The organism is Cohnella sp., from assembly GCF_041640265.1.
Classification (GTDB): Bacteria; Bacillota; Bacilli; order Paenibacillales; family Paenibacillaceae; genus Cohnella.
The window spans coordinates 124,611-136,742 of record NZ_JBEQAP010000002.1; the positions used below are offsets into that span (position 1 = coordinate 124,611).

The 12,132-nt window shown below is 45.9% G+C and carries 15 protein-coding genes; 12 read left to right on the forward strand and 3 right to left on the reverse strand.

What is annotated here, in order from left to right; translation table 11 throughout:
• The first annotated feature begins 11 nt into the window (after positions 1-11).
• The 6 genes from ACESLK_RS02450 to ablB all read left to right on the forward strand — a co-directional run bounded on the left by ACESLK_RS02450 (position 12) and on the right by ablB (position 6,417).
• Positions 12-722, forward strand: coding sequence for a CoA transferase subunit A (locus ACESLK_RS02450; RefSeq protein WP_372661698.1), 711 nt, complete (start codon positions 12-14; stop codon positions 720-722).
• Positions 701-1,375, forward strand: a complete 675-nt coding sequence (locus ACESLK_RS02455) for a 3-oxoacid CoA-transferase subunit B (RefSeq protein WP_372661701.1) — start codon at positions 701-703, stop codon at positions 1,373-1,375. Before ACESLK_RS02450 ends, ACESLK_RS02455 begins: the two co-directional genes overlap by 22 nt.
• Entirely contained in the window at positions 1,372-2,640 is a 1,269-nt protein-coding gene (locus ACESLK_RS02460) for a peptidase (RefSeq protein WP_372661704.1), read from the forward strand. Before ACESLK_RS02455 ends, ACESLK_RS02460 begins: the two co-directional genes overlap by 4 nt.
• 35 nt (positions 2,641-2,675) lie before the next feature.
• On the forward strand, positions 2,676-3,959 hold the full coding sequence (rpoN, locus tag ACESLK_RS02465; protein ID WP_372662132.1) for an RNA polymerase factor sigma-54: 1,284 nt from the start codon (positions 2,676-2,678) through the stop codon (positions 3,957-3,959).
• A 185-nt stretch (positions 3,960-4,144) separates the two neighbouring features.
• Positions 4,145-5,557, forward strand: coding sequence for a lysine 2,3-aminomutase (gene kamA / locus ACESLK_RS02470; RefSeq protein WP_372662135.1), 1,413 nt, complete (start codon positions 4,145-4,147; stop codon positions 5,555-5,557).
• A 2-nt stretch (positions 5,558-5,559) separates the two neighbouring features.
• A complete protein-coding gene (gene ablB, locus ACESLK_RS02475) occupies positions 5,560-6,417 on the forward strand; it encodes a putative beta-lysine N-acetyltransferase (RefSeq protein WP_372661707.1) in 858 nt (285 codons plus the stop codon).
• A gap of 88 nt (positions 6,418-6,505) precedes the next feature.
• Here ablB and ACESLK_RS02480 read toward each other — a convergent pair whose 3' ends face one another.
• On the reverse strand, positions 6,506-6,973 hold the full coding sequence (locus tag ACESLK_RS02480; protein ID WP_372661710.1) for a hypothetical protein: 468 nt from the start codon (positions 6,971-6,973) through the stop codon (positions 6,506-6,508).
• Between the two features lie 212 nt (positions 6,974-7,185).
• Between ACESLK_RS02480 and ACESLK_RS02485 the strand changes: the two genes are divergently transcribed.
• From ACESLK_RS02485 to ACESLK_RS02495, 3 genes are all read left to right on the forward strand, one after another.
• On the forward strand, positions 7,186-7,602 hold the full coding sequence (locus ACESLK_RS02485) for a BlaI/MecI/CopY family transcriptional regulator (protein WP_372661713.1): 417 nt from the start codon (positions 7,186-7,188) through the stop codon (positions 7,600-7,602).
• Between the two features lie 116 nt (positions 7,603-7,718).
• Positions 7,719-8,459, forward strand: coding sequence for a M56 family metallopeptidase (locus ACESLK_RS02490; protein WP_372662138.1), 741 nt, complete (start codon positions 7,719-7,721; stop codon positions 8,457-8,459).
• 61 nt (positions 8,460-8,520) lie between these two features.
• Positions 8,521-9,219, forward strand: a complete 699-nt coding sequence (locus ACESLK_RS02495; RefSeq protein ID WP_372661716.1) for a DUF3105 domain-containing protein — start codon at positions 8,521-8,523, stop codon at positions 9,217-9,219.
• Between the two features lie 63 nt (positions 9,220-9,282).
• On the opposite strand, the gene ACESLK_RS02500 is transcribed toward ACESLK_RS02495, so the two are convergent.
• Together ACESLK_RS02500 and ACESLK_RS02505 are read right to left on the reverse strand one after the other, a co-directional pair.
• Positions 9,283-9,618 (reverse strand): hypothetical protein, encoded by a 336-nt coding sequence (locus ACESLK_RS02500; protein ID WP_372661718.1) that lies wholly within the window; start codon positions 9,616-9,618, stop codon positions 9,283-9,285.
• 176 nt (positions 9,619-9,794) lie between these two features.
• Positions 9,795-10,082: a hypothetical protein gene (locus tag ACESLK_RS02505; RefSeq protein ID WP_372662141.1), complete on the reverse strand. Its 288-nt coding sequence runs from the start codon at positions 10,080-10,082 to the stop codon at positions 9,795-9,797.
• Positions 10,083-10,253: 171 nt separating this feature from the next.
• Here ACESLK_RS02505 and ACESLK_RS02510 point away from each other — a divergent pair, with 171 nt between their 5' ends.
• The 3 genes from ACESLK_RS02510 to rocF all read left to right on the forward strand — a co-directional run bounded on the left by ACESLK_RS02510 (position 10,254) and on the right by rocF (position 12,131).
• Positions 10,254-10,403 (forward strand): hypothetical protein, encoded by a 150-nt coding sequence (locus ACESLK_RS02510; protein WP_372661721.1) that lies wholly within the window; start codon positions 10,254-10,256, stop codon positions 10,401-10,403.
• 413 nt (positions 10,404-10,816) lie between these two features.
• Positions 10,817-11,086, forward strand: a complete 270-nt coding sequence (locus tag ACESLK_RS02515; protein ID WP_372661724.1) for an IS3 family transposase — start codon at positions 10,817-10,819, stop codon at positions 11,084-11,086.
• 142 nt (positions 11,087-11,228) lie between these two features.
• Entirely contained in the window at positions 11,229-12,131 is a 903-nt protein-coding gene (gene rocF, locus ACESLK_RS02520; protein WP_372661728.1) for an arginase, read from the forward strand.
• Position 12,132 lies beyond the last annotated feature (1 nt).

Genomic DNA, 12,132 nt, shown 5'->3' on the forward strand with positions numbered 1-12,132 from the left:
GAATGGTCCACATGCGGCAGCAAGTCCAAGGAACAAAAAAAAGCAAAGTCGCGTCGTTGGAAGATGCGCTGGCCTATATATATGACGGATGCTCACTTATGTTTGGCGGATTTGGAGGAGTAGGCACCCCACCCACCCTCATCCAAGGTATTCTGGAAAAGGGCGTTAAGGATCTGACCTTGATCGGTAACGATAGCGGGTTTCCCGATGCTGGCATCGGCCGGCTGGTAACGGCGGGACGCGTCCGCAAATTGATCGCCTCGCACATCGGTTCCAATCCGAATGCCGGCCAGTTGATGTCCGAAGGCACCATGCAAGTTGAATTTTCTCCTCAAGGTACGCTTGCCGAACGGATACGGGCGGGAGGAGTCGGACTCGGAGGGGTGCTGATCGATGTGGGAATGGGGACTGTTGTGGAGGAGAACAAGCAGAAAATAACGGTGAACGGCCGCGAATTCTTTGTTGAAACTGCTTTAACTGCCGAAGTGAGCATCGTGAACGCTCGAAAAGCTGACACCCTAGGCAACCTCATCTATGACAAGAGTGCGAGAAACTTTAATCCTCTGGTCGCGATGGCAGGGCAATTTACGATTGCGGAAGTGGATGAAATCGTTCCGGTCGGCAGCTTGGATCCGGAAAATATCGTTACACCCGGAATATTCGTCGATATGATCATTCCGAGCAAGGGGGTAAACTGGACATGGGCATGGGAGCGGAAATAAGAAACCGTATCGCTAGGCGGGCGGCGCAGGAAATCAAGGACGGCATGACAGTAAATTTGGGCATCGGCATTCCCACGCTCGTGGCTAACTTTATTGCCGAGGATATCCATGTTCTCTTTCATACAGAGAACGGCATTCTCGGCGCTGGACCGAGTCCCGAACCGGGTCAAGAGGATCCGTCATTGTGCAACGCGGGAGGGTTCCCGATCACGGTTGATCCGGGCGCCGCTTATTTCGACAGTTCAATCGCATTCGCGATCATCCGCAGAGGATGCCTGGACATTACCATTTTGGGCGCACTGGAAGTTAGCGAGAAGGGCGACTTGGCCAACTGGATCGTGCCGGGCAAGCGCGTTCCTGGTATGGGAGGCGCCATGGAGCTGGCCCAGAAAGCAAAGAAAGTGATCGTCCTCATGAATCATGTGAACAAAGAGGGCGAGTCGAAAATATTAAAGGAATGCAGGTTTCCTTTAACGGCTAAAAACAGCGTCGATTTGATCATTACCGAAATGGCGGTTATGGAAGTAACGGATGAGGGCCTTCTGCTCAAAGAAGTTATAAAACCTTATACGGTGGAGGAAGTCATTGCCGCCACGGAAGCCCGGCTGCTCATTCCTGCCGTTGTTCCAACAGTCACGGAGGTGCAGGGGTGAACGGGTGGAAAGAGCGGATCGGCCAATGGATGGAGGAGCACAGGGAAGAGGGCGTACGTTTGTTGAGGGACATGGTTCAAATGCCCAGCAAACAAGGCGACGAAGCCCCGATTCAGCAGTTGACAGCAAGAAAGCTTGCGGAGATCGGGCTGAAAGTGGATGTTTGGGAGCCGGATGGCCGGCAACTGCAGCAGCATCCCTATTTCTACGCCACGAGAACCGACTTTACGGGTAGTCCAAATGTTGTCGGAGTCCGAAAAGGAACCGGCGGCGGGCGATCTATCCTGTTAAACGGCCACGTTGACGTAGTACCGGAAGGGGACCGCAGGCAATGGGACGACGACCCTTACAGCGGAAAAGTCGAGAATGGCCGCATGTTCGGACGGGGCGTCACGGATATGAAAGGCGGAAACGTATCATTGATACTCGCCTTACAGGCGATCGACTCGCTGGGAATTCGATTGCGCGGGGATGTTATCTTTCAAAGCGTGGTAGAAGAGGAAAGCGGCGGGGCGGGGACGCTGGCCGCGGTGCTCAGGGGTTACAAGGCTGATGTTGCCTTGATTCCGGAACCGACAAAGCTGCATATATTTCCCAAACAGCAAGGTTCAATGTGGTTCCGCATATCGGTGGCGGGACGCTCCGCCCACGGCGGAACGCGTTACGAAGGGGTCAGCGCCATTGAGAAAAGCTTGCTGATTGTGAACCATATTCTAGCATTAGAGAAGAGACGGAATAACCGGATTACAGATCCGTTATACCGGAACACGCCCATCCCCATTCCAATCAACATCGGGGTCATACAGGGCGGCAATTGGCCGTCATCCGTCGCTGATCTGGTCAAGCTCGAAGGTCGGATGGGTGTTGCACCGGACGAAACGATGGAAGCGGCTCAAGCAGAAATGGCGGAATGGCTGGACCGACTCGGCCAAGAGGACCCATGGTTTGCGTTGCACCCCCCGGTTCTGGAGTGGTTCGGGGCTCGCTGGCTTCCCGGTTCCGTCGATCCCGAGCATGAATTCATGCTCGTCCTGATAGAGCAGTTCGGTAGTGTAACGAATCAATCTCCTATAATCAAAGCATCTCCTTGGGGGACAGATGGAGGGACGTTAACCCATGCAGGCGGCATTCCCGCCATCGTATTCGGACCAGGCGTTACGGAGGCTGCCCATTTCCCTAATGAATATATCGAGCTGGATCAAGTTTTTGCAGCTGCGCGGATTATCACATTGAGTGTCATGGCGTGGTGCGGCGTAGAAGAATAAACAGATGCTAGGGAAGGAGTTGTCTCTCTGTGAGAATGGATCAATCCTTGCTGCAAAGACAAAATCAAGCTATGGGCGCTCAATTGCAGCAAGCCATTCGCCTCTTACAACTTTCTTCTGCCGAAGTGTGCGAGCTTATTCTGGAAGAGCATGACCGCAATCCGCTGTTGGACGTGACATGGAACGACTATTTACCTTCCCGATCGCCGATAGGAGGTTATAATGATCGATTTGAGAACGTGCACGGATCGCAAGAGAATCTCGAGCAATACCTGCTTTCCCAGATACGGATGAATGGCATGCAGGCAAACCTTTTGAAAATCATGACATATCTAATAGGTAATTTGAATGATAAAGGTTATCTGACCATCCGATTGGAAGAAGTTTGCGCACAACTCCTTGTCTCACCGGAGGACGCGGCAGCAGCCCTGCTAGCTGTCCAGTCCTTGGACCCGCCCGGAGTCGGCGCTCGCGATCTAAGGGAGTGCCTGCTCATTCAAATCGAACAAGAGGGCTTATCGGATTCGCTGCCTTATTGGATCGTATGCGATTGCCTAGAGGAGTTGGCCAAGAGAAATATCAAGCGGATAGAAAAGAAAATGAATCGGAACGCAGACGATATATCATTGGCGATCGATTACATCCGAAGGCTGAACCCCCGACCCGGATTGGCGTATGCCAAAACGCAGTCTGCGGTAATCCGTCCGGATGCGCACATCACCAAAGAACCGAACGGACAGGGCTACTTGATTACTATGGAAGGCTCCCACGTACCGAGACCTTCGATTAATGACGATTATGCCAAGCTGCTCTTGCAGCAGGGTAATGATGAAACGCTGCTTTACGTACGGGAGAAGTTGCAATCGGCGAAATGGCTGATCCGCAATTTGGGATATCGAAATCAAACCTTAACCAAGGTGATCGAGTGTATCGTCTATAAACAGTATGATTTTTTAGAGAAGGGCGATGCGTATCTGAAGACGCTGAAGCTTATGGATATCTCAGATCAGGTGGGCATGAGCGAGTCGACCGTGAGCAGGGCTACGAAAAACAAATATGTGTCGACGCCCCGCGGGACATATGAGCTGAAGTATTTCTTCTCCGGCGGATTGCCCACGGAGGATGAAGACGCGTCAACGCACCAGATCAAAGCACGCATAAGACAGCTCATTCGACAAGAGGACAAAAAAAAGCCGCTTTCCGACCAGGAAATCACGTATCGGCTTACCGAGGAAGGCATCCGGATCTCAAGGAGAACCGTGATGAAATACCGCGACGAAATGAATTTGCTTTCTTCCAGGTTCCGATTATTAATTTAGCAGCATCTTTGCCGCTTAAATGCAGAGGTGCAAAATTTTCGTCACTTCGCTGTTTTTTTTCAATCGGAACAAGGGGGCGGTGAAAGAAATGCGCGCCGTATCCCCTAAATGACATTGGCACGAAAATTGCATAAAGAAAGGTGTGAAACATTAATAAGCGATTGGGAGGTAACACCATGACAATCATGACAGGTTCGATAGGCAAGATCAACAATCTTGGCGGACGCCGGCATTACAAGCAGATCGATATTTGGAAAGACGTTACCGAAGAGCAATGGAACGATTGGATTTGGCAGTTGACCAACACCATTCGCACGCTGGACGATCTAAAAAAGGTGGTCAACCTGACGCCGGATGAGGAAGAAGGGGTGAGGATATCCATCCAGACCATTCCTTTGAACATCACGCCATATTATGCATCCTTGATGAATCCGGACGACCCGCGTTGTCCGATCCGGCTGCAATCCGTTCCTCTTTCGGCGGAAATATTAAAAACCCAATATGACCTGGAGGACCCCTTGTATGAAGACGAGGATTCTCCTACCCCAGGATTAACGCACCGTTATCCGGACCGCGTCCTATTCCTGGTTACGAACCAGTGCTCCATGTACTGCAGGTACTGCACGCGGCGTCGTTTCTCCGGCCAAGTTGGGATGGGAGTTCCAAAGAAACAGCTGGACGCGGCCATCGCCTATATCCGCCAAACGCCGGAAGTCCGGGACGTTCTCTTATCCGGAGGCGACGGCTTGCTCATCAATGATACGGTGCTGGAATACGTGCTGAAGAATCTTCGCGACATTCCGCACGTGGAGATCATTCGGATCGGTACGAGGGCGCCGGTCGTTTTCCCCCAAAGAATCACGGAAAACCTGTGCAACATCCTGAAGAAGTATCATCCGGTGTGGATCAACACACACTTTAACCATTCGCTGGAGCTGACAGAGGAAGCCAAAACCGCATGCGACATGCTGTCCATGGCAGGAGTGCCGATTGGGAACCAAACCGTTATTCTGGCTGGTATTAACGACAGCACCCACATCATGAAGAAGCTGATGCACGATCTGGTCAAAGCCCGGATTCGGCCTTATTACATCTACCAATGCGATTTGTCCGAAGGAATCGGCCACTTTCGCGCACCCGTTTCGAAGGGGCTGGAGATCATCGAGAATTTGCGCGGCCACACTTCGGGCTACGCCGTGCCGACATTTGTCGTGGATGCCCCGGGCGGTGGCGGCAAAATCTCGCTTTCTCCCAATTACCTGATTTCCCAAAGCCCGGATAAAGTCGTGCTGCGCAACTTTGAAGGCGTGATCACTTCCTACCCGGAACCTAAAGACTACGTACCTGGGCGCGCGGATGAGTATTTTAACGAGGTTTACGGCTTACAAGGCGAACCGCAGACGGTCGGAATTGCCGCGCTCATGAAAGATCAGCAATTCAACCTTGTTCCGCAAGGTTTGCGCCGATTGGACAAACGCAGCAATTATGCGGCATCAGAGGATCATTCATCTCTCAAGGACCGCCGCGACAAGAGAGACGAAATGAAGGAAAAACTCATAAGGGCCCAAGAGGAAAAAATAAAAAACCAAAGAGGTTAAGGATGAACCCAAAATATGCGGTAATCGGCGAATGCAAGGAGATCAGCGGCCCTGACTTTACGATGCAGGTTTTTTTCGATCCTTTTAACCTCCGGTTAAGGGTAGATGGTTATCAGGGTCATACGGACGCCATCATGACACGAGTCATGGAGCTCTCTCGGCAGCATGGATTCACAAAAGCGTTTGTTAAGGCCCGGGAAGCGGATTGGAAATCGTTCTTGTCCCGGGGGTTCATACTCGAGGGTATCTTCAAAGGTTATTATAACGGCAATGACGCTTACAGCGTAGCCTGCTACCTTTCCGACGAACGGCGGACCAGCGATTACGGAACAAAAGAAGACGGTATCTTGCAGAATGTATTGGAGATGCCGCGCAAGCTGCCTGACTCAACGCTTCCCGCGGGTTATACGCTTCGGATCGCCAGGGAGTCAGATGTAAAGACACTTGCGCGGCTTTACACCGATGTCTTTCAGATCTATCCCACCCAGATGAACGACCCGGCTTACATTGCCAAGGTGATGAAAGACGCGACCGTATTCTATATTATCGTCTACGAGGGTCAGATCGTAAGTACGGCTTCCGCGGAAATCAATTCCCAGTATTATCATGCGGAGATGACGGATTGCGCCACACTTCAGGACCATCGCCAGCATGGCTTTATGAAGGTGTTGATCAAGACGTTGGAGGAGGATTTGCTGCTTCGGAACATCCATTGTTTCTTTTCGCTATCCCGCGCTTTGTCCTTCGGAATGAATGCCGTTCTTCATCAGTTGGGTTATGAGTACACGGGGCGGCTGACGAAAAATTGCTATATATCGGATAAGCTCGAGGATATGAACTTATGGGTGAAGAGAAGCTGATCATCTCGACCGGGATGATGACAAACACAAAAGTGATGGTACAGAAAATCTCTGCACCACCACTTTCTTTGAAACTAATATGCTATTTTCACCCTGCTCGTGTTAGGTCTTTCGAATCTCTGGAATCGATGCTGAGCTCCATTGACTGGCTTATTACCTGTGTGAAGGCCGGTTCATCCTTTGTTGGAATAACCCAAACCGTTTTGTCCAGGAGAACAGAATGTGGCAGCCGATAAGTGCTTTTCCAGAAGTTTTCCGTTTGGTGCTCTGTAATGCTATCGATACTAAGCGCTAGGTGAATTTGCCCGACTACTTTGAATTGATTACTATAGTCGGATGAATCAACAGTAGTCCACTGAACAGATTCTACACGATCCACTTTAAGTAATCTTGTTATTCCATTTTCATTAACCAGTTGGACTCGATCCAAGATGATATTGTCTTCATTGAAATTGAAATCCGCCATCATCAAAGCATGCGATTTACTTTTGGCGTTAACCAGATAAGAAAAAGTCACCTTAAACGTTACATGCTCGAAGTTACCTCTTTTAATCATAGTGTGAACAACAAACTCCTTCTGCTTCAAATATTTTCCTGCAGTATCATTTTATATCTATGCTGTGGAGAAGTTTGTTATACCATCGGTGATTTTCATGAGTTCTTTTGTCTATTAATATGGAAGATTGTTGCATGCGGGCAAGAAGTGATTAAAGCTTGCTTGAATAGAGTGAAAAGGAACACTATAATGTGTAGTGAGGGGAGGACTCTATGAATATCAAGAGCTTTAAATATGATGAAGTAGGGTTAAATCGGTTCTTCGGATCATTAGAGTCCAAAATTATGGATTTCCTCTGGGAAATGGATGAGTCATCCATTAAGGATGTCCAACAGTGCTTGGAGAAGGACAAGCCTGTTAACTTCAATACAGTAATGACTGTAATGAATCGGTTAGTTGACAAAGGGATTCTGGAAAAAAGACTGCAAGGAAGACTGTCCTTATTCCGGACTGTCCAATCTAAGGAAGAGTTTATCAAAGAGCAATCAAAGAAAATAACAGAAAACCTTCTTGATGACTTCGGCGGGGTTATTATCAATCATATGATCGATTCTTTATCAGAGGTTGACCAAACTTTGTTATCCAAATTGGAAGAGAAAATCAAGCAATTGAAAAAGGACAGTCTATGATGAAGTGGAGAAAAGAATCTTATTATATAATAACGTTGAGTCTGCTGATTGCAATGCTAGTGTGGAGCCAGATAGGCATATATATGGCTCACCTTCTGTTCGGATTAAACCTGAAGATGAACTTTTTTAAGCTTTGCCTGAGTTTGTTTAAGGAAAATTCTCTTTATTACTTTTTAATGATTTTTCTCTTAAATTCGCTTATTGCTTATTCCGTAGTCATTACGATCTTCAAAATCGTACAGCAATATTTTCTCTCCGGCAGGTTCAAAGACAAAATCTTTAGGCTTGAAAATATACAATTGACTAACAGCCTAAAGAATGATTTCATGATTTTTAATCAAGCTTTGATCGTTATCGATCACCGTCAACCGATGGCTTTTACGATGGGACTGAGAAAACCTTGTATCGTTCTCTCCAGCAGATTGCTTGAAATGCTGGATCATCAAGAGCTGGAAGCGGTTATTGAGCATGAAACCTTTCATCAAAACAATCATGACTCTATAAAAATCTTTATTTTGCATTTGATATCACACGCTCTATGGTTTATACCGCTAACTAAATGGACTTACAAAAATTATATAATAATCAGTGAATTACTCGCTGATGAGTTCGCGGTTCAAAGAACGGGTTCAGAGATCGGTTTAGGCAGCGCATTGTTGAAGCTGATTAATAGCTGCTTTAGCGAAAAGCCGAATCCTATGTTGGTTTATTTCTCTGAAGCGGCTGTGAACTACAGGCTAGAGCAATTGATAAACCCGGAGAGAAAGATACCCATTAGAATGGAAACGAAATCTATAGTGCTCTCTATTCACGTCCTGCTTCTTTTTATGGGCATGATTGTTCTAGCGATTACTTGATTTTTTTTATAAACGAGCACTACCTCAAGTAGTGCTGAGACCAAGGGGGAGCATTTTACAAATGGCTTTGTTATCGATTTATATTAGTGGATTCATTTTATTGCTTTCTTTGTTTGGTTACGGTTACGCTTCAAAGTTAAATAAGGAAAATACCAGTCGGTTAAAGAAGAATGAAAAGGCAGTTCTGAACAGAAAAGCCAGAAGAGTGCGATTGGTTTCCCATTTTATGCTTTGCATTTCATTGCTAATGGGTGTGGTGTTTCTTGCACAAAACTTTGGAAATAAATATGATATTGAGTCTTTGAATTATAATGTTCCCATTGCTGTGACAGAAGACGGCTATTATGGAGCAGACCATACGACGGACCCTGTTCAATATGCAATGAAAATCCCGACTTCGGGAATTCATAGCCCTCATGATTTGAAGTTTGGGTTTTATAAGAATAAACCGCCATACGAGGAATTAGTTCATAATTTGGAGCACGGAGATATTATCATCTATTATCGTGCGGAGGCTGATTCCGCAACGCTTGACCAACTCGAATACTTATCGAAATTTAGAGAAGCCGGAGCAGGTGTATTGGCCGTTCCGAATGAAGATATACCTGATGGCAAGGAGATCGTAGTCACAGCATGGACCCATACGATGGAGCTCCCCGCATTTAATGAGCAAGCAGTGGGTAAGTTCATCTATGACTTTATTAACAAAGGACCAGAGCAGATTCCAGCCGGAATCCGTCGAGGTGGAGGAACCATGTAGTTCAGCCAGTAAAAAGCCCAATCAAGTTGCTCATATCAGCAACTTGATTGGGTTTTTAGTATCTTATATAGGTTCACCTGCAAGCTGGTTCTTATATTCGATCGAGAACACGCCTGTTAACTTCTTGACAGCAACATTATACGCGGAACGATTTTCCCATAAGAATGAAGCAACGCTGTCACGGTTATCGAAGAACAACTCTTCATCGTCGCTATAGTTTTCCCCGATTCCATGGACGCTGAACTGATCGCTGGCACCGTATTTCATCAAGGTCCATTGGCCCCCGCGTATACGATCTTCAAATACAAGATAGTGTTTTTGGCCTTTAGCATCCCAATATGAGATTGAAGTAAAGTTGTCCAATACCGAGTTGACGTCGATTTTCTTTTTTATTTGCATGTTACATCTCCTTCATTCTTCTAATTACATTTAAGAAAAATATAAAGGAGAAAAGGTGAGAAGTATATCAAATGGTGTACCAATAATTTAGGTTTTTTTGTCGAATAATGCTTATAAAACAAACTGACGCCAGTAAAATTACCAGCGTCAGCTCCAAAGATATATCTTTACGCTAATTACTTAGCGGCATATTCCATATTTGCTGTGTCTAGCATGGATTGCCAACTATCGAAGTTTGTTTCCCGTACGACATGCCGATCAAAAAGCTCAGCATGAATATTGTTAATATCTTCTTGTGATTTTGCCGTGAAGTTACCCTTCTCTAGAAACTCTTGAAAGCTCTTAGAGGTTGAGTACTTACTCATAAAGGCTTCATTGAACAACATTTCCAAAGAAATAAGGTTCTTATTTTCTTCATCGGTCTTTTGGCCTTGTAGTTCTTTTAGCAATTCGTCAAATGAGATAGGCTTATTTTTTTTCAGTCTTATCACTCCTGCATCTAATTTAACCTTAATAATATCATGTCGCGCAGATATAATCTAATAAACCCTTCTTATTGCCCTTAATGATACGTTTTGTATCTATAACATTAATATCATACAAAATAACTCTTTAGCTTTGCAGAGGTTGGGACATTGCCCGGCCAGTACCCTGAAGCGGCGAAATTGTCACTGCAAGCAGCCATTCAAACAGCTATCGAAGTGCTAAACGATGCGAATGTCGATGTTTTTTCCCCTCTTCGGCTAGCAGGAGCCATATTGCTGCATTTTGAGGCTGTCGATTAATTGTGGAACGTGAACGTACACATACAGAGAATGTATATGATTTTTCGCATACATTTACAGAATCCGGGCTCAAATCAAATTTTTTGTATGAAATTTCGTATAGAATCGACTGATTCTATGTGTATGACGCTCATTTTGTATGATTTTTCGCATACATTTTGTGGTCTCCCGCAGATTTCCGAAGTTATGAACTGTTAATCGACAGCCTCATTTTGCGACAATGGTGGCGCGCTGCTTAGTATAGTCGCTCTCATTGATGTATTTTGCGACAATGGTGGCGCGCTGCTTGGTATAGTCGCTCTCATTGATGTATTTTACGATATAGGTAGCAACTTCTTGTTTCGTCAGCGATCGGGGGCTTGAAATGCAGTTCGCCGTTCAGGCATATAGCTCTCGAAGTTGCGTTGACTAACATGAGCTTGTCCCGAGTTGGCCGTTGCATCGATAAGGGGCCCATGGAATCCTTCTGGGGAACCTTGAAATGCGAGAATTATTATTTACATACATACCGTTCCTTTGAGGAACTCAAAGAAGACAACGATGACTACATTCACTTTTATAATTACGAACGATTGCAGTCAAAAAACGGCCTCAGTCCGATGGAATTCAGCTCAACTGATTTTTATTTTTTGTACTGTCTACTTGACGGGGTGCAGTTCAAGTTATGGGCAGCCTCTTTTTAATTTATTTCAAGATTTACCTTTTTGCGGGGCAGGAGATTCATTTATTGCAGCCATTCTGCTAAACTTAATGGATTAGCTATTCGTTTCAATAAGGTCTTTATTGCGTATGTAATGGACGATTCTCGAAGGATGGTGTAATGATATGATTAAAGACAAAAAGGTAAGTGTTATTAATGTACCATTCGGACTGGGAGCGAATCGCCCAGGAACAGAACAAGGACCGGAAAGCCTGTCACAAGTCGGATTAAAGCGTCATCTTGACCGCCTTGGATTAGAAGTGAAAAATGATTATAGTGTCATATGTCCAAGCAAGGAGTACCCTGCAGTATCTTCCGGCATTAGGCATCTTGCAGAGATTAAGGAAATGATTGGGCTTGTAGCTGAGCGGGTATCCCAATCCATACTAGAGCAAACCTTTCCGCTCGTGATCGGTGGAGACCATAGTGTCACATTAGGAGCATTAGCCGGAATATCCCCTCACTATACCAATCTAGGTGTTATTTGGTTTGATGCCCATGTCAATCTTCACACAAAGGAAACTAATCCCACCAGCAGTATAAGTAGAATGACGCTTGCAATAGCACTTGGGAAATCTAAGTTCGAGCTATCGGATATTCCCGAAACCGATTCTTTTATGAAGAGTAAAAATACCGTTCTTATTGGCACTAGGGAATTGGATGCTAATGAAAAAGAACTGATTCAATCAGAGGGAATCACATGCTTCTCCATGCATGATATTGACCGAATGGGTATACAGCAGGTCATTGAAAAGGCTCTGCAAATAGCTGGTAATGGGACTGACGGAATCCACCTTAGCTTCGATGTTGATTCTCTTGATCCGTTTGAAGCGCCTGGTGTTAGTACGCAGGTGCTCGGAGGATTAACCTATAGAGAAGCGCATTTTGCTCTTGAATTGTTGGCTGAATCAGAACGAATAACCTCGATGGATATTGTCGAAATTAATTCATTGCTTGATATCGAAAGAAGAACCGCGAGACTTGCCGTAGGATTAATTTCCTCTTTACTGGGAAAGCGAATTATTTAAA

Excerpts from the sequence above, each read along its gene's own strand:
- ACESLK_RS02450 (WP_372661698.1), top strand. The coding sequence starts at position 12 with ATGCGGCAGCAAGTCCAAGGAACAAAAAAAAGCAAAGTCGCGTCGTTG.
- ACESLK_RS02455 (WP_372661701.1), top strand. The coding sequence starts at position 701 with ATGGGCATGGGAGCGGAAATAAGAAACCGTATCGCTAGGCGGGCGGCG.
- rpoN (WP_372662132.1), top strand. The coding sequence starts at position 2,676 with ATGGATCAATCCTTGCTGCAAAGACAAAATCAAGCTATGGGCGCTCAA.
- kamA (WP_372662135.1), top strand. The coding sequence starts at position 4,145 with ATGACAGGTTCGATAGGCAAGATCAACAATCTTGGCGGACGCCGGCAT.
- ablB (WP_372661707.1), top strand. The coding sequence starts at position 5,560 with ATGAACCCAAAATATGCGGTAATCGGCGAATGCAAGGAGATCAGCGGC.
- ACESLK_RS02480 (WP_372661710.1), bottom strand. The coding sequence starts at position 6,973 with ATGATTAAAAGAGGTAACTTCGAGCATGTAACGTTTAAGGTGACTTTT.
- ACESLK_RS02485 (WP_372661713.1), top strand. The coding sequence starts at position 7,186 with ATGAATATCAAGAGCTTTAAATATGATGAAGTAGGGTTAAATCGGTTC.
- ACESLK_RS02490 (WP_372662138.1), top strand. The coding sequence starts at position 7,719 with ATGAACTTTTTTAAGCTTTGCCTGAGTTTGTTTAAGGAAAATTCTCTT.
- ACESLK_RS02495 (WP_372661716.1), top strand. The coding sequence starts at position 8,521 with ATGGCTTTGTTATCGATTTATATTAGTGGATTCATTTTATTGCTTTCT.
- ACESLK_RS02500 (WP_372661718.1), bottom strand. The coding sequence starts at position 9,618 with ATGCAAATAAAAAAGAAAATCGACGTCAACTCGGTATTGGACAACTTT.
- ACESLK_RS02515 (WP_372661724.1), top strand. The coding sequence starts at position 10,817 with ATGAGCTTGTCCCGAGTTGGCCGTTGCATCGATAAGGGGCCCATGGAA.
- rocF (WP_372661728.1), top strand. The coding sequence starts at position 11,229 with ATGATTAAAGACAAAAAGGTAAGTGTTATTAATGTACCATTCGGACTG.